The following is an 18,993-nucleotide window of genomic DNA, read 5'->3' on the forward strand; positions in this document are numbered from 1 at the left end:
CGCCGCCTGGGCTGCCCGTGCCGCCTGCGCTGCCCGTGCCACCCGTGCCGTCCGCGTCGCCCGGGTCCTCGCCGTCCGCGTCGCCCGCGTCCTCGCCGTCCGCGCCCGCGTCCGGGCGACGCTCCGGCAGCGGCGTCCGCGACGTGGTCGCCTACTACCACCACCCCGTCAAGGCGCCGCTGCTGCGCGAGGTGATGCTGCCGCTCGCCGAGGCATGCGCGGCGGACGGGCTGGCCGCCCACGTCGAGCGGCACTGGCTGCACGGCCCGCACCTGAGGCTGCGCCTGGAGGGCCCGGAGGCGCGGGTCGACGCCGCCGCCCGGGCCGCCGCGACCCGGATCCGCGACTGGCTCCGGGCCCACCCCTCGCGCGGCGACCTGACCGAGGCACAACTGCTGGAGCGCGCGGCCGAGGCGGGCCGTGCCGAGCTGATCGCGGGGCCCTACGGGCCGATCGTGGCGGACAACTCCGTCCGGCTCCAGCCCGCCGACCGCGCCCCGCTGCGCACCCTCCTCGGCGCCGACGGCGCCGACCTGCGCGAGGCGCTCCTGCGGGCCGGCCTGGGCGCGTTGCGCGCCGGTGCCGGTTTTCTCGCCCGGCACGGCGACGGCGCGCAGGCCCGGGTGCAGCTCGCGGTGACGGCGCTCGCGGCGCACGCCCGCGCGCACCCCGGGGGTCTGGCGGGCGGCCACTACTCGTACGTCTCCCACCTGGAGGACTTCCTCGTCCACGACGATCCCGACGGACGGCTGCGGGACCGGTTCGAGCGCCAGTGGGAACGTACCGACGACGCGGTCACCGGCCTCGTCGGGCGGATCTCCGACGGCGGTGCACAGGGCTGGGAGCGGGCCTGGACGGCCTACTCGGCGGATGCGTGGGAGCTGACCCGCAGCCGCTACGACGCGGGCGCGGACCTGCACGGCGCCCCGGACGCCTACCGGGCACGGGCCGCGGCCACCGGGGACACCGCGACGGCGCAGCGCTGGAACCCCGGCTCCCGCACGCGCTACAGCGACTTCCACCGGCTGCTGCGCCGCTCGGACCCCGGCGGGACGATGTGGAGCCGTCCCGACTATCTGGTCTACCGGGCCTGCACGAACGCCCTGTACCGGCTCCTCGCCATCTGCGACGTCCAGCCGCTGGAGCGGTACCTGGCGGCGCACCTGGTGATCCGGACCGTGCCGCCCCTGACCGGCTGCGACTGGCGTACGGAGCTCGGCGCGGCCGTCGACGCGGTGGAGGCAAGGCCATGACCACGACCCCCGCATCCCCCGCCGCCCTCCGCGGCACCGTCGCGCAGGCATCCGCGGCCGGCCCGCGGATCGTGCGGCGGCTGCGCCCCGGTGTCGCCGTGACCCCGCTGCGCAACGGCCTCCACCTGCGCGGCCGGCGCGGGAGCCTGACGCTGGAGGGAAGCAGGGCGCTGCCCGCTCTGTGGCAGGTGCTGGAGGGGCCCCTGCGCAACGGGGGGCTGGAAGCGTTCGTCGACGGCACGGAGCCGGGTTCGGCGCTGCGTACGGCCGTGGACGCGCTCCTCGGGCAACTGGACGCCCACGACCTGCTCGTGGCGGAGCCCGCGCCGTCCGCGGACCCCGGCCCGCCGGTCTACGGAGCCGGTCCGGTCGCGGACTGGCTCGGCGCGACGGCCGAGCGGCCCGACGCCGCTGCCGCCGCGCTCGCCACGACGCGGGCCGAGGTGGTGGCCGGGGCCCCGGACGGGCCGCTGGCCAGGGCGGCCGGGCGCGCGCTGGCGGCGGGTGGACTGCCCGTCACGTACACCACCGATGCGGATCTGCCCCCGGACCGGGTCCTGCTGTACGCCCACGGCCCCGGCCCCGACCGGGGCGTGGCGGTCGGGCGGTGCGGGGGCAGCGGCTACGCCACCGCGCCGGGCAGTCCCGCCCAGGTCCGGTCCGAGGCGGCGGCCCTGGAGGAACTGCTCGGCCACCCCGGCCCACCGGAGGCACCCGCCGCGTTCCCGGCCCTCCTCGCGGGCGCCGCCGCGCAGCGGCTGCTGTGCGCGGCCGCCGGGCTGCCGGACCCGGCGGGTGAAGGCGGGGACGACCGGCTGCTGCCCGGGCTGCCCGCGGTCCTCCTCGCGGACGCGCGCCCGCTCCGGGCCGACTACCGCACCTGGCTCGGGGCCGCCCGGATCGACGCCGACCGGCACGCGCGCCTGGCGCCCGCCGACACCCTCGGCGATGCGCTGCGGCGCGTGGCGGCCCTCACCGACGGGCGGTGCGGGGCGCTCCCCGAGCCGCTCCCGGCGGACCTGAGGCAGCTGCCCGTGCCGCTGGCCCGCTGCGAGCCGCTCCCGAGCACCGGCCCCGACCGCAGACCGCCCGGCACGGTCGCGCCCGCCGCCGCCCAGCTCGGCACCGCCGCGCCCGGCGCCGCCCAGCCCCACGGCACCGCGGGCAGCGGCGCCCGCTCCGACGTCCTGGCCGGCGGCGCACCGCGGCTGGATCTGGCTCGGCTCGACCTGTTCTGCCGGGCCGCAGAACAACTCCTGGGCCAGGGGGACTTCACCGTCGGCGCGAACCCCGGGCACGCCTGGGGCCGGGCCCTGCGCACGGCCGCCCTCCTCCGCCCGACGCCCTCCCCCGGGCCGCTGTCCGTGCCCGCCGCCCAGTGGTCCGGGCACCCCCAGGTGCGTCACTGGTGGACCACGCTGACCGCCCGCCTCGGCGTGTCCGCGCGGTTGGAGGTGTTCCGGGCCGCGCCGGGCGAGGAGGTGTACCGCGCCGTCGTCCGCCCCGCCTCGGCCCGCGGTCCGCTGCCGGGCACCCGGCCCGAACCCCGCATACAGGGAACCCCGCCTGCGCCCCGCGCACAGGGCACCCCGCCCGAGCCCCCCGTACAGGCAACCCCGCCCGAGCCCCGCGTGCTCGGCGCCGCCGTCGAGGCGACCGCGGGCGATGCGGCCGCCTTCGCCGCGCTCGCGGCCGTCGCCGGGGTCTGTCTCGCCGCCGCGGGGCTGCCCGCGGCGCCCGCCGCTTCCTCGGGCGGCGCGGTCGCCCCGCTGGCCGCCGCCGGCGCGCGGACGGCCGCCTGGGAGGACACCGGATGGACCGGGGGCTGGCTGGCCGACCTGGCCGGACGCGAGGACGCGTTCCAGGACGCGCTGCGCCGGCTCGCGGGAGCGGCTCCGCCCGCGCAGGCGCCCGTTCCCCCGTACGCCACCGAACTCACCGAGCGGCTGCGCGCGTTCGGCTTCACCGTTCTGCACACCCCGCAGGAGGCACGATGACCGCGCCGGCACCTCCCCCGGCCCCGATCGAGGAGCCCGGGGTCCTGCACGTGCCCGTGCTCGACGCCGGGTCCGCGACGGCGGTGACGGCCGGCCCGGCCGTGGTGCTGCTGCCGCGGTGGACGCTCGGCCTCGCCGAGGAGCTGAGCCGGCACGCGCTCGGCCACCCCGTGGCCCTGGCCCCGGTGCGCTTCGACGGAGCCCTGGCGGTGGTCGGGCCGGTGCTCCGGCCGGGTGCGGCGGCCTGCCTGTGCTGTGCCGAGTACCAGCGGCTGGCCACGGCGGGCGGCCGGGTCCCGTGGCGCAGCCCGAACCTGGCGCTGGCAGGCGTACCCTCCCCGGCGCTGTCGGATGCGCTCCGCGCCCTCGCGCTGGAGCTCCTGGAGCCGGTGGCGCACGCCCCTGCGGACCCGTCGGCCGCCGAGGACCCGGAGTCCGCCGTCGTACACGTCGTCCACCTGGGACGCGGCACCTGGTCCACCCACCGCGTCCGCCCTGTCGGCGGCTGCGCCGTGTGCCGCCCCCTGCCCCCGGACTCGGCGCCCGGCGTCGCCCCGCTGCCGTCGGCGCCCCGGGTGCTCGCCGACCCGTACGTGCTCCGCGGCGCGAACCCCCTGACCACGCCGGACCGGCTGCGCGAGGCCCTGTACGACGAGCGGTTCGGCCCGGTGCGCAAGCTGTTCCGGTCCGAGGATTCGGCGTTCAGCCTGACCAGCGCCTTCGTGACCGATGGCCGGCTCGTCGACGACGGCGGGTACGGCCGGTCCCGCGACTACGCGGACAGCGAGCGGATCGCGCTGTTCGAGAGCGTCGAGCGGTACGCGGGGATGCGGCCGACCGGTCGGCGCACCGAGTTGCGCGCCTCCTTCGCGGAGCTCGGGCCCGAGCGGGCCGTGGACCCGCAGCGGCTCGGCCTGCCCGACCCCGCCTTCCACGGGCACCCGGCGTCGCCGACCGTGCCCTACGCCCCGGACCTGGAGCTGGACTGGGTGCACGGCTGGTCGCTCACCCGTCGGCGGGCGACGGCCGTCCCCGAGCACGTGGCGTACTGGGACGTCCCGGGGAACGGCCGGCCACGGGTGGTGTACGAGTCCTCCAACGGCTGCGGGCTGGGCAACAGCCCCGAAGAGGCCGCGCTCTACGGCCTGTTCGAGGTCGCGGAACGGGACGCCTTCCTGATGGCCTGGTACGCGGCGACGCCCCTGCGCCGCGTCGCCGTGCCACCGGACGACCTGGACACACTGCTGCTGGCGGACCGCGCGGCCCTGGCCGGCTACCGGCTCGTCCTGCTCGACGCGACGAACGACCTCGGCATCCCGGCCGTCGTGGCGGTCTGCCGGTACGAGGGCTCCCACCCGGACGCGCCGCGGATGTTCCTGGCGGCGGGCGCCCACCACGACCCGCGGGCGGCGATCCGCTCCGCGGTGGCCGAGGTCGTCACCAACGTCCTGGAGTCGGGACACCGCTCCCTCGCCGAGGCGGGCCCGCGCGATCCGCGCCGGCTGCGGCCGATGCTGGACCGGCCGGAGCTGGTGGTGACCCTGGACGACCACGTCGGGCTGAACACCCTTCCCGAGGCGGGCCCGCGCCTGGAGTTCCTCTTCGCCGACACCCCGTGCGTACCGGTCGAGGAGGCCTGGCCGGGGGCGCCCGCGCCGGTGCGCGATCTGGCCGCCCTGCTCGGAGCGACCGTGGAACGGCTGTCGGAAGCGGGCCTGGAGGTGATCGCCGTGGACCAGAGCGAGCCGGGGATGCGCGACCGGCTGGGCCTGCACTGCGTGAAGGTCGTCGTCCCGGGCTCCCTGCCGATGACCTTCGGGCACGTCAACCACCGCACCCGGGGGCTCCCCCGGCTGCTGGAGGTGCCGTACCGGCTGGGCCGTACGGACCGTCCGCTGCGTCACGCGGACCTCGCGCTCCACCCGCACCCCTTCCCCTGACCCCCACCGGCCGCGACCGGGCCCACGACGAGGACCGCAGATGACGACGACCGACACCTGGCAGAGCCACCACCTGTTCCTGCACTCCACCGCCGAGGACACCGACGCGTTCCTGCTCCGGGACGTGGCACCGCTCCTCGACGGCCTGGTGACGGCCGGCGAAGCGGCCGAGTGGTTCTTCATCCGGTACGGGGAGGACGGCCCCCACCTGCGGATCCGGGTACGGGGCCTGAGCCGCGCGGCCTCGGGGCGGCTGCCGGACGAACTCGCGCGGGCGGCCAAGGAGGTGCCGGCGGTGCCGGGCCCGTGGCCGTCCGCCCACGCGGAGGTCCGTACGGTGCCCTACGTACCCGAGACCGACCGCTACGGCGGCCCGCGGGCGCTGCCGGTCGCCGAGGAGGTCTTCGTCGCCGCCACCCGGGCGGCGCTCGAAGCCCTGCGGGAGCAGCCCGGCGCGGGCGCGGCGCGGCGGCTGGCGGTCGCGGCGGACCTGGCGCACGCGACGGCGTACGCGCTCGGCATGGACGACCTGAGCGCGGCGCGCTGGCTGCGCCGTCACGCGGCGGGCTGGCGCTGGGTCACCGAGGTGCCGCTGCTGCCCGGCGCCGCGGTGCACACGCGGGTCAACTCCGTCTACGCGGCGCAGCGTACGGTGCTCGCCCGGCGCGCCGCGAACGTCCGGCAGCGGCTCGCCGAGGGCACCGCCGCGCCCTGGCTGGCACGGTGGACGGACCGGGTCCGTGAGGCCGACGCGTCGCTGCGCGGCGCCGGCGCCGGGGGCGCGCCCGAGGATCCGTGGACCTGGGTCTGGGCGTCGCAGCTCCACATGCTGTTCAACCGGCTCGGGGTCACCCCCGACGAGGAGCGGGCGGTGTGCCGGCTGGCCGCCCGGACCCTGCTGGAGACGGCGGAGGAGCCGCCTTCGTACTTCCCGTCGGGACGTACCGCGCCCGACTTCCGGTACCTGGAGCGGAGCAAGTTCCAGATCGGCCGGGGCGAGGACACGGCCCTGCGTCCGACGGCGCCGGCACCGGGGGCGCGGCACGCGTCCCGGCCGGTCCTCCCGCTTCCGGCGGGCCCGCTGCCGGACGTTTCGCTGCGCGCCGTGCTGGCGGACCGCTCCTCCCGGCGCGGGGCGCTCGGGGGGCCGCTCGACGCCGACGCCCTGGGCGCGTTGCTGTGGTACTCCCTGGCCGAGAGCGGCCGTTCCGCGCAGCGCCTGGCGGACGGCTCGACGCGTCCGCTGGCCCACCGCCCGTACCCAAGTGCGGGGGCCCTGTACACGGCACGGGTGCGGCTGCTGGTCCTCGACACGGCCGGTGTCCCGGCGGGGACGTACGAGTGCGTGCCCGAGTCGCGGTCGCTGCGCCACGTCGGGCCGGTGCCGCGGGTCGAGGAGATCAAGGCGCTGTCGACGTACCTGTCCCGGCCGGCGACGGACCCGGACTGGATCGGCATCGACGGTGCGCCGGTGGTGCTGGGCGTGTACGCGGACCTGGGGCTGCTGCGCCGCCGCTACGGTCTGCGCGCGCTGCGGCTGGCCCTGCTGGAGACCGGTCACCTGACGCAGACGCTGCTCCTCACGGCGTCGGCCCTGGGCCTGGGCGGCACCCCGCTGGGCGGCTTCCACGACGACCTGGCCCAGGAGCTGTTCGGGCTGGACGACCTCGAACAGCCCCTCCAGTACCTCCTGCCGCTCGGGCGGCGCGAGGAGGCCGGCGGGTAGCGGCCGCGATCGACATGCATGACCCGGTCTGCACCGAGGAAGGATCACGGCGATGTGAGCGCAATGGAGCCCAAGGGGAGCAATGCCCGTGACCGACCATTTCTTATGCCTATCCTCTGCCCTGACCGGATTCGGCACCGATGAGCTGCGCGGGACCGGTATGGCGGACACCTACCACCGGGTGGTGGTGCGGCACGCCGGGACGGGCCTGCTGCGGCGGCTCGGGAAGACCGTGACCGAGTCGGGGGCCGGCCCGCTGGCCATCGAGGACGAGTCGGAGCGCGAGCTGGCGCGCGCCCTCGCCCACCTGTGGTACCTCGGGACCTGGCCGGCCCCGGCCCTGCGGGCGGAGCCGGACCCGGACGAGGAGCAGCCCGCCGATGCTCCGTTCGTGGTGTCGTCGCGGGCCTACGCGCAGGGGCTGGTGTGGCGGGCCTTCGGCGGACACGCGCCGGGCTCCGCGGCCCAGGGATACGGCAGTTGGACCGAAGCCCCCTTCGCGGTGGGCGCGCGCGGCGCCGACCCCGTGGGCGAGCGGTGAGCGCGGCGGGGGCCCGGCGGTGGGACGTGATCGTGGTCGGCGCGGGGTTCGCCGGATCCCTGGTCGCCAAGGGCCTGGGGGACCGGGGCTGGCGGGTCCTGGTACTGGAGGCGGGACTCGGCCGTGCCGGGGACGACGACGGCGGGCACGGGGAACACGCGCGGGCGGTGGAGGCCTACCGGTCGGCGATGGCGAGGGTGCCCAACTCGCCCTACCGCCAGAGCGCCGCGGCCCCCTCGCCGGACGTGACCGACCTGCGCGGGACCGCGGACGGCGGCTACCTGGCCGACGGCTACCTGGTGCAGCGCGGCCCCCTGCCGTACGCCAGCGGGTACCTGAGGGCCAACGGCGGCACCGGACTGGCCTGGACGGGACTCGCGCCGCGCATGCACCCGGAGGACTTCCGTTCCGCGGACTTCGGACAGGGGCGGAACTGGCCGCTCGGCTACGCGGACCTGGAGCCGTACTACCGCGCCGCGGAACGCGAGATCGGGGTGGCGGGCGATGCGGACGAGCAGCGGGAGGCCGTCGGCCTGCCCTTCCCCGACGGCTACCGGTACCCCATGCGCGCGATCCCGCCCAGCTATCTGGACCGGGTGACGGCGCGGGCCCTGGACGGCAGGTACGTACGCGAACCCGGCGCGGGCTCTCCCACCCGGTTGCGGGTCGTGGCCACCCCGCACGCCCGCAACGGCCTGCCCGACCCCTCCTACGACAACGGCTCGGGCTACCGGCCCGCGGGCGCCCCCGGCCGGCCGGAGCGCGGGACACTGTGCGCGGGCCACGCCAGTTGTGTGCCGATCTGCCCGTCCCAGGCCAAGTACACGCCGCTCAAGACCCAGGCCCGGTGGGGGCCGTCGGTGACGCTCGCGACGCGGTCCGTGGTCACGCGCGTCCGGTTCGGCGGCAACGGCCGGGCCACGGGCGTCGAGTACCTGACCTACCGTGAGGGTACGGATCCCGCCCCGGAGTCCGGCCCCGACCGGACCGCGCTCGTCGCCGAGGCGGATCTCGTCGTACTGGCCGCGCACGCGATCGAGAACGCCAAGCTCCTCCTCGTTTCCGGGGCCGCCAACAGCAGTGACCAGGTCGGCCGCAACCTCATGGACCACCCGGTCCTGCTGACCTGGGGAACGATGCCCCGGCAGGTCGGTGCCTACCGCGGCCCGGGGTCGACCTCCGGGCTGGAGGGGTTCCGCTTCGGCGCGGCCCGCGCCCGCCGCGCCCCCTTCCGGATCGAGATCGGCAACTGGGGCTGGACCTGGGCGCTCGGGCCGCCGGACGGGCGCGTCGCGGAACTCCTGCGTACCGGAGGAGCGGACGGCCGGGGCCTGCTCGGCGCGGAGCTGCGCCGGACGCTCGGTGACCGCGTCGGGCGGGAGTTCGCGTTCCAGTTCGAGATGGAGCAGGAAGCCGACCCGTCGAACCGGGTCACCGTCGACCCCCGTCACCGGGACGCGCTGGGCAATCCGCGCCCGGTGCTGCACTACGGCCTGTCCGACTACGTCAAGCGGGGCATCGCCGCCGCGAAGGCGGTCTCCGACGAGTTGTTCGCCCTGCTGGGCGCGGCCGACCACACCCGCTTCGAGCCCGGTCCCGCCTGGCCCGGCTACTTCGAGTACGAGGGCCGCCCGTACGCCTACCGGGCGGCAGGGCACGGCGCCGGAACGCACATCATGGGCGACTCCCCCGCCGACTCCGTGGTCGATCAGTGGCAGCGCTGCTGGGACCACCCCAACCTGTACGCCGTCGGCTGCGGCAGCATGCCGACCGTCGCCACCTCCAACCCCTCGCTGACCATGGCCGCCCTGGCCCTGCGCAGCACCGAGGAGATCCACCGCGACCTGCTCGCCCACCGCCGCCCGGCCACCGTCCGGGGGACCGCCCCGGGCAGCGCGCCCGCACCCCGAGGAGCCGACCGACCGTGACCGCCGACCAGCACCTGCCCCTGCCCCCCGTCCCCGCTCCCTACCAGCTGCCGTTCCACTACGGGGCGCTGCACAACGTGGGCGTCGACTACCTGGTCGACCCCGCCCCCGCGCGGGACGTCCTCGCCGAGCACCATCCCGAGCTGCGAGCGGCCGACTTCGGGGGCCGGGCCTGCGTCTCGCTGAACTACCAGCTGTACTTCGCCCAGTACCCGAACGGTGGCGGAATCACCCAGGAGATCGAGGTCAACATCATCGCCCTCCCCGCCGTCGCCGCCGGCCGGCTGGCCGCTCTCGGCTACGACGAGTACGCCCGCGGGGTCGACCAGACCAAACTCCTGGGCATCGCGCGCATCCACGTCCTGTGCGACAACCCGCTCGCCATCGACGCCGGCCGCCGGCTCTACGCCGAACCGAAGTACCCCGGCTGGTTCGAGACCACGCTGCCTTCCCTCAACGGCCCGGCGGAGCAGTCGACCTGGTCGATCGCCTGCAAGCGGGCCGGCTTCAGCGCCGACCGCGACGGCATCGTCCGCGAGGACCACCCCTTGTTCTCCCTCGACGCCGACCTGGGGGGCCTGGCCGCGGAGAGCGTCAACAACACCCCGATCACCGGCTACGGCACCGACCCGCGGCACGGTCTGCTCGCCGGCCCGATGAACGTCTACCAGCCGTACCGGCACCACCCCCTGGACGAGACCACCGCCGGGCGGATCCGCCTCACCGTCCACGACACCGCGAGCGGCGTCGGCCGGCACCTCACCGACCTCATCGGCGGCGCTCCGGCCGTCGCCGCCTGGACCTACCAGTCGCCTCCCGTGGCCGCCCACAACCGCCCGTACTACATCCCGTCCAAGGCCTGACCCGCCGGGGCCGGCAGCGGGCCGCGCGAGCCCGACTCCGCCGGCCACCGGTACGTCCGCGGGCACGACCGTCCCGTGCCCGCGGACGCCTTCGCGGAGCCGGGCTGGTCGACACGGACCACAGGCCACGGCCCACGGCCCACATCCCACATCCCACATCCCACATCCCACGAACTGTTCCCCGATTCCCTTGCGCGGAGCGGGGCATGCGCGCGGAAGACCCTCCAGCCGAAAGGGACTTCCGTGATCGTCACCGCGTTCCTGGTTCCGCCGCTGCTCCTGTGTGCCGTACTGCTGCTCGGCCGGTACGAGGAGCACCTGTTGGACTCCCCCGCTGCCGCGGCCCCCGAAACGGCGCCTGCGGACGGCAGGCACCTGCGGGCCGTGCCCGACGTCGAGGCCCTGCCGGATCCGGCCCCCGCCCACCACGGGCGGCCGCGCCGCCGCCACGCCGCCTGAGAACCGGCCCGTACGGCCTGCCCGCGCGCCCCGGCCCGGAGCTTTGGGAGAATCGGCGGATGCTGAGCATCGGAACGATTGTCATGGGCGCGCAGGACGTGCGACGGGCCGCGGAGTTCTGGAGCCGGGCGCTGGGGTACGTCCCGCGCGACGGCGCTACGGCCGACGACTGGACCGTCCTGGTACCGGCAGCCGGTGACGGCCCCGGTCTGGCCCTCGGCCGCAGCACGACACCCGTGCAGGAGCGCCCCCGCGTCCACCTCGACCTGTACGCCGCGGACGCCGCCGAGCAGAAGGCGGAGATCGAGCGCCTCGTGGCGCTGGGTGCCCGGCACGTCGACTGGGACTCCTATCCCGCCGATCCGGACTTCGTGGTCCTGGCCGACACCGAGGGCAACCGCTTCTGCGTCATCGACGCCAGCCACGGCTGATCCCCCGCCCCGCCCGTACGGGCCGGCTTAACGCCTTCCCATCGCTTCCTTAAGTGGAACCTAAGACTCACCGCCGCCGCCCCGAATCGAACGATTGCCCGTTTCGGGGCGGCTAGCGTGCTGCCACACCAGACCCCCCAGAAACTCAGAGGCAGGCACGCGATGGGCAGTACGACCGGTCACCGGCGCACGGCGAGCAAGAAGGCGAAGGCCACCGGCGCGATCGCGGTGGCGGCGGTGATCGGTGGCGCCGCCTTCGCCTTCACGGGTACCGCGCAGGCCGCCTCCGTCGGAGCCGTGTACACGAAGTCCAGCTCCTGGAGCGGGGGTTACACCGGCCAGTACGTGATCACCAACAACACCGGGCAGGCGCAGCCGGGCTGGACCCTCCAGTTCGATCTGCCCGCCGGGACGAAGATCGACTCCCTGTGGAACGGCACGCACACCGTCGACGGCCGGCGCGTCACCGTGAAGCCGGCGGAATGGAACAGGGAACTGGCTGCGGGGGCCTCCGTCACCGTCGGCTTCGTGACGAGCGCCGGCGCCGATCCCGGCAATCCGACGGCCTGCCGGATCAACGGGGTGAAGTGCTCGGTGGACCAGGGTGCGACGCCCCCGCCGGGCGGCCGGCCCACCAGCGCCCCGACGGAGACCGCGAGCGCTCCCGCCACCTCTGCGCCCTCCACCCGGCCCAGCCCCACCCGGACGCCGACCGCGACCGCCACTCCCCCGCCGGCCACCGGCACCCCGACGGCCGGCGGAGCACGCTTCGCCCCGTACGTGGACACCTCCCTGTACCCGGCCTACGACCTGCTCGACACCGCCGCCAAGACCGGGGTGAAGGAGTTCCACCTGGCCTTCATCACCTCCGGCGGCGGCTGCGCGCCGCTGTGGGGCGGTGTCACCGACCTCGCGGGCGACAAGGTCGCCGGGCAGATCGGCGCGCTGCGGGCCAAGGGCGGCGACGTACGCGTGTCCTTCGGCGGCGCCGCCGGGCACGAGCTGGCACTGAACTGCGCGAGCGCCGACGAACTGGCCGCCGCGTACGGCAAGGTCATCGACCAGTACCGGCTGACCAAGGTCGACTTCGACATCGAGGGTGCGGCCCTGCCCGACACCGCTGCGAACACCCGCCGGGCCCAGGCCATCGCCAAGCTGCAGAAGTCGCACCCGGGCCTGGACGTGGCGTTCACCCTGCCCGTGATGCCGGAAGGTCTCACCCAGCCGGGCGTGGCCCTGCTGGCCGACGCCAAGCGGGCCGGGGTCCGCATCGACGGCGTCAACATCATGGCGATGGACTACGGGCCCGCGTACAGCGGTGACATGGGGCAGTACGCGATCCAGGCCGCCACGGCCACGCAGGCGCAGATCAAGGGGGTGCTCGGGCTCTCCGACGCGGCCGCGTGGAAGGCGGTCGCCGTCACTCCGATGATCGGCGTCAACGACGTCGCGAGTGAGATCTTCACCGTCTCCGACGCGACCCGGCTCGTGGACTTCGCGAGGTCGAAGGGGATCGGCCGGCTGGCGATGTGGTCCGCGACCCGTGACCAGCAGTGCGCGGCGGGCGCCGTGAACCACGCGGACCCGACGTGCAGTTCGATCCTCCAGCAGCCGCTGGCCTTCACCAAGGCGTTCGGCGCGCTCGGCTAGGGCTCCGTCATCCGTCGGGCCCTGCGGGCCCGACGGATGCCTATGATGCGGAGATGATCAAGCCGGTTGAACTCGTGATATTCGACTGCGACGGGGTGCTCGTCGACAGCGAGCGCATCGCCGCCCGCATCCAGGTCGCCCTGGGGGCCGAACTCGGCTGGGCCCTCACCGAGGCCGACGTCGTCGATCGTTTCATCGGGCGTTCCAGCGCCTCCATCCACGAACTGCTCGCCGCGCGGCTCGGGGAGCCGACGGCTGCCGTCTGGCGGGAACGGTTCGAGCTGCTCCACCGGGAGGCGGTGGACACCGCGCTGTCCCCGGTCGACGGGCTGCCCGAGGCACTCGACGCGATCGCCCTGCCGACCTGCGTCGCCTCCAGCGGCTCCCACGAAAAGATGCGCCACACGCTCGGCCGCACCGGCCTCTACGAGCGATTCGCGGGCCGCATCTACAGCGCCACCGAGGTTCCGCGCGGCAAGCCGGCCCCCGACCTGTTCCTGTACGCCGCACGGCGGATGGGCGTCGCACCCGAGTCGTGCGTGGTCGTCGAGGACAGCGAGCCCGGCGTCCGCGCGGCCCGCGCCGCCGGGATGCGTGCCCTCGGCTACGCGGGCGGACTGACACGGGCCGAGCGCCTCGAAGGGCCCGGTACGACCGTCTTCCACGACATGCGCAAGCTGCCCGGCCTCATCAGCGAACAGTGAGCGCCGCCGCTCGGCGGTGAGGCTGCGGCGATCCTTCGCCGCGCCGCGCGAGGATGGTTCCATGGCAGACACCTTCACCACACGGGCCATCGACGTCACGACCGGCTCCAGGGAGACCGTCCACGACCTCACCGCCGCCTGCGCGGAGTTCCTGCGGGAGGCCGCTCCCGGGCGCGACGGACTGCTCAACGTGTTCACTCCGCACGCGACGGCCGGGCTGGCCGTCATCGAGACGGGAGCCGGCAGCGACGACGACCTGCTGGAGGCACTGCGTACGCTGCTGCCGGCCGACGACCGCTGGCGCCACCGGCACGGCTCGCCCGGGCACGGCCGCGATCACGTACTGCCCGCCTTCGTGCCGCCGCACGCCACGCTGCCGGTGCTGCGGGGCGAGCTGGCGCTCGGGACCTGGCAGTCGGTGGTACTGGTGGACACCAACCGGGACAACCCCGAGCGCACGGTACGGCTCTCCTTCCTCGGCTGAACGCCCCGGACCCGGCGGGACTGCCCGTACGGGCAGTCCGGGCTGCACTCGGGTACCTGGCCGCGGAGCACACGCGCCTTGTATCCAGGGGTGGTTCCATCTCCGCGCGGAAGAGGCCCCATGCAAGCCCACGAGAATGCCAAAGAGCCGGCCGCCCAGAACGGCCGCATCCCGGCGCGCACCACCGCGGCCGACCCGGACACTCGGCTCCAGGGGCACCAGGGGCTCCTCGCCCTGCAAGGCAGCGCCGGGAACGCGGCCGTCGTCCAGATGCTCCGTCAGTCCGGTCACCCCTGGGCGCGGGAACAGCACCAGCACGGAGCGGGCTGCGGCCACCGGGACAGCGCCACCGCCGAGGCCCCCGCCACCACTCCCGGGGCGCCGGTGCAGCGCTCGACCGTCCACGACGTGCTGGCGGCTCCCGGCAAGCCGCTCGACGTCCCGCTCCGCGAGGAGATGGAGTCGAGGCTCGGCGCGGACTTCTCCGACGTCCGCGTCCACGACGACAGCACCGCCCGCGCCTCGGCCGCCGAAGTCGGGGCCCGCGCCTACACGTCCGGCAGCCATGTCGTCATCGGGGAGGGCGGCGGCGACAAGCACACCCTGGCCCACGAGCTCACGCACGTCATCCAGCAGCGCCAGGGGCCCGTCTCCGGCATGGACAACGGGGCCGGGCTGAAGCTCTCCGACCCTTCCGACCGTTTCGAACGCGAAGCCGAGGCGAACGCGACCCGGGTGATGTCCGGAGCGGTTCCCGCCCCGGCACCCTCGCTGGTGCGGACCGCTGAGCCGCAGGAAGCCCCAGCCGCCGGGGCCCCGTCGGCCGTCCAGCGGGTGATGGATCCGGCCACCTTCAAGCAGGAGACCTCCCTGCCCCTCAAGAACCGCGGCAAATCGTCCATCACCAGCGTCGACGAGCAGTTGGAGAAGTACGACACCATCGGCCGCGGCAAGCGGGACGAGCGGATCGCCGCCCTCGCCGAGCTCGTGGCCCGGTGCAAGTCGTACCTGGAGGGAGGCCACTCCAAGGGCCGTGCGGCAGGCGTGGGCAAACTGCGCGATCAGGCAGCCGCCGAGCAGGGCCTGCTGGAATCCGTCCCGCGGATGCCCTCCGAGGATCTGGAGCCCACCGCGCGGTTCCACCAGTTGCTGACCACCATGGACCAGGCGATGACGGAGCAGGGCAGGGACGAGGAGTTCGCCTATCAGATGAACCGGATGAACCTCCCCGGCGAGGCGCAGCAGACCGCCGGAAAGATCGACGTCGATGCGTTCGCCGCTCTGATGCAGGGCTGCGTACGGGAACTGGCGAGGATGGCGACCGAGTCCGACCTGCCGCCGGAGACCGCCGAGATGCTGCGCGAGGTCGTGGGGGTGGCGGACAAGGTCGACTTCGTCAAGGCGACCACCTCGCGCCCCGGCGTGACCCCGCGGCCGCCGTACATGAGCGGGGCCACCCCTGACCGGAGCTACACGTTCAACGTGGACACCCAGGTGCGCGGAGGCACCTCCTTCCTCCTCGGGCACGTGGCCCATGAGCTCACCCATGTCGCGGCGCACCAGGCCTACGACTCCACGGACGTGATGCTGCTGGTTCCCCACGGAGCCACCACGGACCAGGTCAGGGCGATCGCGGAGCAGCGGAAGCGGACACTGGGCGACCTGCACAGCGCGCTGAAGAGGGAACAGGACCTCTTCACCGGGAACCAGTACAGCCTCCTGGAGGAGAAGGTGAAGTACGGCAGCACCCCGAAAAGGGTCCTCCAGTACGCGACCTTGTTCAGGGACGCCGGCAAGCTGAGTGACGCGGACTTCGAGAGGCTGAAGGGCTGGGACGAGGCCTCCGGGGACGCTTCCGGGACCCTGGTCGAATACGACACCGTCCTCAACCAGATGCTGGTCTACCTCCACATGTGGAGGACCCCCACGGACAGCGTCTTCTACACCGAGCTGCGCGCCGCCGCCGCCACGGCCACCGCCGACCGGCGCGCGGCACGGGAGAGCCGGTCGGCCACCTGACGGATCCGGGCGGGCGGTCCGGGCTCGCCGCCCCGGTTTTCACGGTCGCCGCGCGCACCCTGGGGGTGTGGACGAGGACGCGATCGCCGAGGAACTGTACGCGCTGCCGCCGGCCCGGTTCACGGCCGCCCGCGACGAGTACGCCGCCCAGGCCCGCGGGGAAGGTGACCGGCAGGCGGCGAAGCGGATCGCGGGCCTGCGCAAACCGACGCTGGCGGCGTTCGCCGCGAACCTCCTGGTACGACGGCGGCCGGAGGAGGCCGCGCAGCTGGTCGCCCTCGGAGAGGCGCTGCGCGAGGCGCTCCAGGCCATGGACGGGGCGCAGCTGAAGGAGCTCTCCCACCAGCGGCACGTGGTGGTCGCAGCGCTCGCCCGGACCGCCGGGCAGCTCGCGGCCGAGGCGGGCCGGCCCGTCGGCGGGGGCATCCAGCTGGAGGTCGAGCAGACCCTTCACGCCGTCCTCGCCGACCCCGAGGCCGCGGCCCGATGGAGTACCGGCCGCCTCACCAACGCCCTCATCCCGCCCGTGGGCCTCACCGCCCTCGGGCCCGAGGACGGCAGCCCGCCACAGGCCGGGCCGGCCGAGAAGGCCAAGCCGAGCACGAAGGCCAAGGCGGCCAAGGCGGCCAAGGCGGCCAAGGCATCCAAGACTGCCGAGGCCGGCGAACGCCGAGCGCGCCTTGAGGAGGCCCGCCGGACGGCCAGGGAAACCCAGGCCGAGGCCCGGCAGCGGGACCGGGAACTCACACGCGCACGAGAGGCGCTCGCCCGGCAGGATCAGGCGCTGACCGAGGCCGAGGAGCGCCTCGCTGAGCTGGAAGAGCAGCTCCACACCGCCCTGGAGCGGCAGCGCACGGCCCGTCAGGACGCTGCCGAGGCCGAGGCGCGCGTCGGCCGCGCCGAACGCGCCTCGGACGAGGCGCAGCAGGCCGCGGACAGCGCCGCCCGCCGCCTGACCGACCTCACCGGGCCCGACGGCGACCACTAGGCCGTCCCTTTCGGATCTTGCCGGTGAAGCCCGCGTCGTCCGGCGCCGTCTCCCCCGAGGTTGCCCGGGCCTCGGCACCGGCGCACCGTGGAAATGGGGGTACAGCCCTCAGGAGACGGTCATGCGACAACGCCATCGGCGCGCTGCCTGGTGCACGGGACTGGTCACCGCTCTGACCCTGTTTTCTCCCACGGCCTTCGCGAGCACGGCCTTCGCGAGCACGGACGTCGCGGGCACGGACGCCGCGGGCACGCGTACGGCTGACCCGGGGCAGCCCGCGGCCACCGCCCCGCCGACGCCCTCCACGGACACCCCGGAGGGGCTGGCCCAGTACCTCGACACGGTGTTCGACAGCATCGACGGCTACTGGCGGGGCTACTTCCAGGCGCAGCACCTGACGGGCCCGTCCGTCTTCTACACCACTCCGGCTCCGGGAGACCGCGGCTACCGCAGCTCCTGCGCGGAGCGTCCCGTCGTACACGACACCCCCGGGTTCTTCTACTGCGAGTCCGACACCTACACGGACGACCAGGGCGACACCTACTCGGGCGGGATCCACTTCCCGGTCACCACGGCGAAGACGCTCAAGGACGCGACGGGCGACTTCGCCCTGGCGACGGTGATGGCCCACGAGTTCGGGCACGAGGTCCAGCAGGAGATCATGAAGCAGCTGAACCTTCAGGACATCGTCCAGATGAAGGACGGGGCGCCCGTCCTGGAGAACGGCGGCCCGGTCAGGGTGAAGGAGGCCGAGCTGATCGCCGACTGCTACAGCGGGAACTGGGCCAAGTACGCCTACCAGCACGGCCGGGTACCGGCCGCCAATCTCGCCCAGGCGGTGCGCGCCCTGCAGCTGGCGGGCGACGAGGAGATCGGATCCGACAATCCGCACGGGAGCAAGTACGAGCGGACGACCGCGTTCACCCTCGGCTACAACAGCGGCGACCCCCTCCAGTGCGCGCGCCAGTACTGGGTCACGGAGAACTGGAAGTAACCCGGTGACCAGGACATCCCACGGCGACTCCATGAACGCACTCCGCCGCCACCGCGCACCCGGGCCCCTCGGGTGTGCGGTCGGCCCTTGATCGTCCTATGGTGTTTTCGAGGGGACTCGGGCAGTAGACGGCCGGTCCTGGGCCGGCGGGAAGCGGGCTTCGATGGCTGAACGGCTTAAGAGGTCGGGGTTGATCGGCGAGCTGTCGGCCGAATTCGCGGGCACCATGATCCTCATCCTTTTCGGTTGCGGAGTGGTGGCCCAGGTGGTCGCCGGCGGAGGCCTGACGAATCCCCCCGGCGGCCTCGGAAATCACGACAGCATCGCCTGGGCATGGGGCCTCGGCGTCACTCTGGGCGTCTACGTCGCCGCGAGGCTGAGCGGCGCCCATCTCAATCCGGCGGTGACCGTGGCGCTGGCCGCCTTCAAGGGTTTCCCCTGGAGCAAGGTGGCCCCGTACGCGCTCGCCCAGACGGCGGGCGCCTTCGTGGCGGCGCTGCTGGTGCGCTGGAACTACAGCGAAGCGCTGTCGACGATCGACCCCACCCACACCACGACGCAGGGCGTGTTCTCCACGCTCCCCGCCAACGGCAATCCGAATCTGCCGGTGACGGAGTGGGGAGCGCTGCGTGACCAGATCATCGGCACGGCGATCCTGCTGCTGCTGATCCTGGCCATCACCGACCTGCTCAACACACCCCCTGGAGCCAACCTGGCGCCGTTCATCATCGGCCTGGTGGTCGTGGCGATCGGCATGGCCTGGGGCACGAACGCGGGATACGCGATCAACCCGGCCCGTGACTTCGGACCGCGGCTGGCCAGCTTCCTGACGGGCTACGGCGGAGCATGGCGAGATCAGTACGGGAACTTCTACTTCTGGGTTCCGATCGTCGGACCGCTGATCGGCGGCCTCGTCGGAGCGGCTCTGTACAAGTTCTTCATCGGCCGGTTCCTGCCGACCGCCGAGCCGGAGCCCCCCGGACGCGTTCCCGCCCCGGAAGGCTGACCCGCGCGCT

General features: G+C 74.4%; 16 protein-coding genes. All 16 read left to right on the plus strand.

Annotated elements, in window-relative coordinates; translation table 11 throughout:
* The first annotated feature begins 44 nt into the window (after positions 1 to 44).
* The 16 genes from ACZ4TG_RS09505 (at position 45) to ACZ4TG_RS09580 (ending at position 18,983) form a co-directional block, all read left to right on the plus strand.
* A complete protein-coding gene (locus ACZ4TG_RS09505; protein ID WP_468161039.1) occupies positions 45 to 1,253 on the plus strand; it encodes a lantibiotic dehydratase C-terminal domain-containing protein in 1,209 nt (402 codons plus the stop codon).
* Positions 1,250 to 3,250, plus strand: coding sequence for a hypothetical protein (locus ACZ4TG_RS09510; protein WP_468161040.1), 2,001 nt, complete (start codon positions 1,250 to 1,252; stop codon positions 3,248 to 3,250). The genes ACZ4TG_RS09505 and ACZ4TG_RS09510 overlap by 4 nt, the downstream gene beginning before the upstream one ends.
* Positions 3,247 to 5,190 carry a TOMM precursor leader peptide-binding protein gene (locus tag ACZ4TG_RS09515; RefSeq protein ID WP_468161041.1) on the plus strand — a complete coding sequence of 648 codons (1,944 nt, stop codon included), beginning with the start codon at positions 3,247 to 3,249 and terminating at the stop codon, positions 5,188 to 5,190. Before ACZ4TG_RS09510 ends, ACZ4TG_RS09515 begins: the two co-directional genes overlap by 4 nt.
* A gap of 40 nt (positions 5,191 to 5,230) precedes the next feature.
* Complete coding sequence (locus tag ACZ4TG_RS09520) at positions 5,231 to 6,916, plus strand: thiopeptide-type bacteriocin biosynthesis protein (RefSeq protein WP_468161042.1); 1,686 nt, start codon at positions 5,231 to 5,233, stop codon at positions 6,914 to 6,916.
* 160 nt (positions 6,917 to 7,076) lie between these two features.
* Complete coding sequence (locus tag ACZ4TG_RS09525; protein ID WP_468161043.1) at positions 7,077 to 7,457, plus strand: hypothetical protein; 381 nt, start codon at positions 7,077 to 7,079, stop codon at positions 7,455 to 7,457.
* Entirely contained in the window at positions 7,454 to 9,385 is a 1,932-nt protein-coding gene (locus ACZ4TG_RS09530; protein ID WP_468161044.1) for a GMC oxidoreductase, read from the plus strand. The genes ACZ4TG_RS09525 and ACZ4TG_RS09530 overlap by 4 nt, the downstream gene beginning before the upstream one ends.
* Positions 9,382 to 10,248, plus strand: a complete 867-nt coding sequence (locus ACZ4TG_RS09535; protein WP_468161046.1) for a hypothetical protein — start codon at positions 9,382 to 9,384, stop codon at positions 10,246 to 10,248. Before ACZ4TG_RS09530 ends, ACZ4TG_RS09535 begins: the two co-directional genes overlap by 4 nt.
* A 243-nt stretch (positions 10,249 to 10,491) precedes the next feature.
* The gene (locus ACZ4TG_RS09540) at positions 10,492 to 10,707 is read left to right on the plus strand and encodes a hypothetical protein (protein ID WP_468161047.1); all 216 of its coding nucleotides are present in this window, start codon (positions 10,492 to 10,494) and stop codon (positions 10,705 to 10,707) included.
* Positions 10,708 to 10,766: 59 nt separating this feature from the next.
* Positions 10,767 to 11,138, plus strand: a complete 372-nt coding sequence (locus ACZ4TG_RS09545) for a VOC family protein (protein WP_468161048.1) — start codon at positions 10,767 to 10,769, stop codon at positions 11,136 to 11,138.
* 162 nt (positions 11,139 to 11,300) lie between these two features.
* Positions 11,301 to 12,788, plus strand: a complete 1,488-nt coding sequence (locus ACZ4TG_RS09550; RefSeq protein WP_468161049.1) for a glycoside hydrolase family 18 protein — start codon at positions 11,301 to 11,303, stop codon at positions 12,786 to 12,788.
* Between the two features lie 53 nt (positions 12,789 to 12,841).
* The gene (locus ACZ4TG_RS09555; RefSeq protein ID WP_468161050.1) at positions 12,842 to 13,492 is read left to right on the plus strand and encodes an HAD family hydrolase; all 651 of its coding nucleotides are present in this window, start codon (positions 12,842 to 12,844) and stop codon (positions 13,490 to 13,492) included.
* 61 nt (positions 13,493 to 13,553) lie between these two features.
* Entirely contained in the window at positions 13,554 to 13,976 is a 423-nt protein-coding gene (locus tag ACZ4TG_RS09560; RefSeq protein WP_468161052.1) for a YjbQ family protein, read from the plus strand.
* 120 nt (positions 13,977 to 14,096) lie between these two features.
* The gene (locus ACZ4TG_RS09565; protein ID WP_468161053.1) at positions 14,097 to 15,995 is read left to right on the plus strand and encodes an eCIS core domain-containing protein; all 1,899 of its coding nucleotides are present in this window, start codon (positions 14,097 to 14,099) and stop codon (positions 15,993 to 15,995) included.
* 67 nt (positions 15,996 to 16,062) lie between these two features.
* Positions 16,063 to 16,983 (plus strand): hypothetical protein, encoded by a 921-nt coding sequence (locus ACZ4TG_RS09570; RefSeq protein ID WP_468161054.1) that lies wholly within the window; start codon positions 16,063 to 16,065, stop codon positions 16,981 to 16,983.
* Positions 16,984 to 17,104: 121 nt separating this feature from the next.
* On the plus strand, positions 17,105 to 17,977 hold the full coding sequence (locus ACZ4TG_RS09575; RefSeq protein ID WP_468161055.1) for a neutral zinc metallopeptidase: 873 nt from the start codon (positions 17,105 to 17,107) through the stop codon (positions 17,975 to 17,977).
* A 163-nt stretch (positions 17,978 to 18,140) separates the two neighbouring features.
* Positions 18,141 to 18,983: an MIP/aquaporin family protein gene (locus tag ACZ4TG_RS09580; RefSeq protein ID WP_468161056.1), complete on the plus strand. Its 843-nt coding sequence runs from the start codon at positions 18,141 to 18,143 to the stop codon at positions 18,981 to 18,983.
* The last annotated feature ends 10 nt before the right edge of the window (positions 18,984 to 18,993 follow it).

The organism is Streptomyces sp. NPDC028314 (assembly GCF_055565795.1).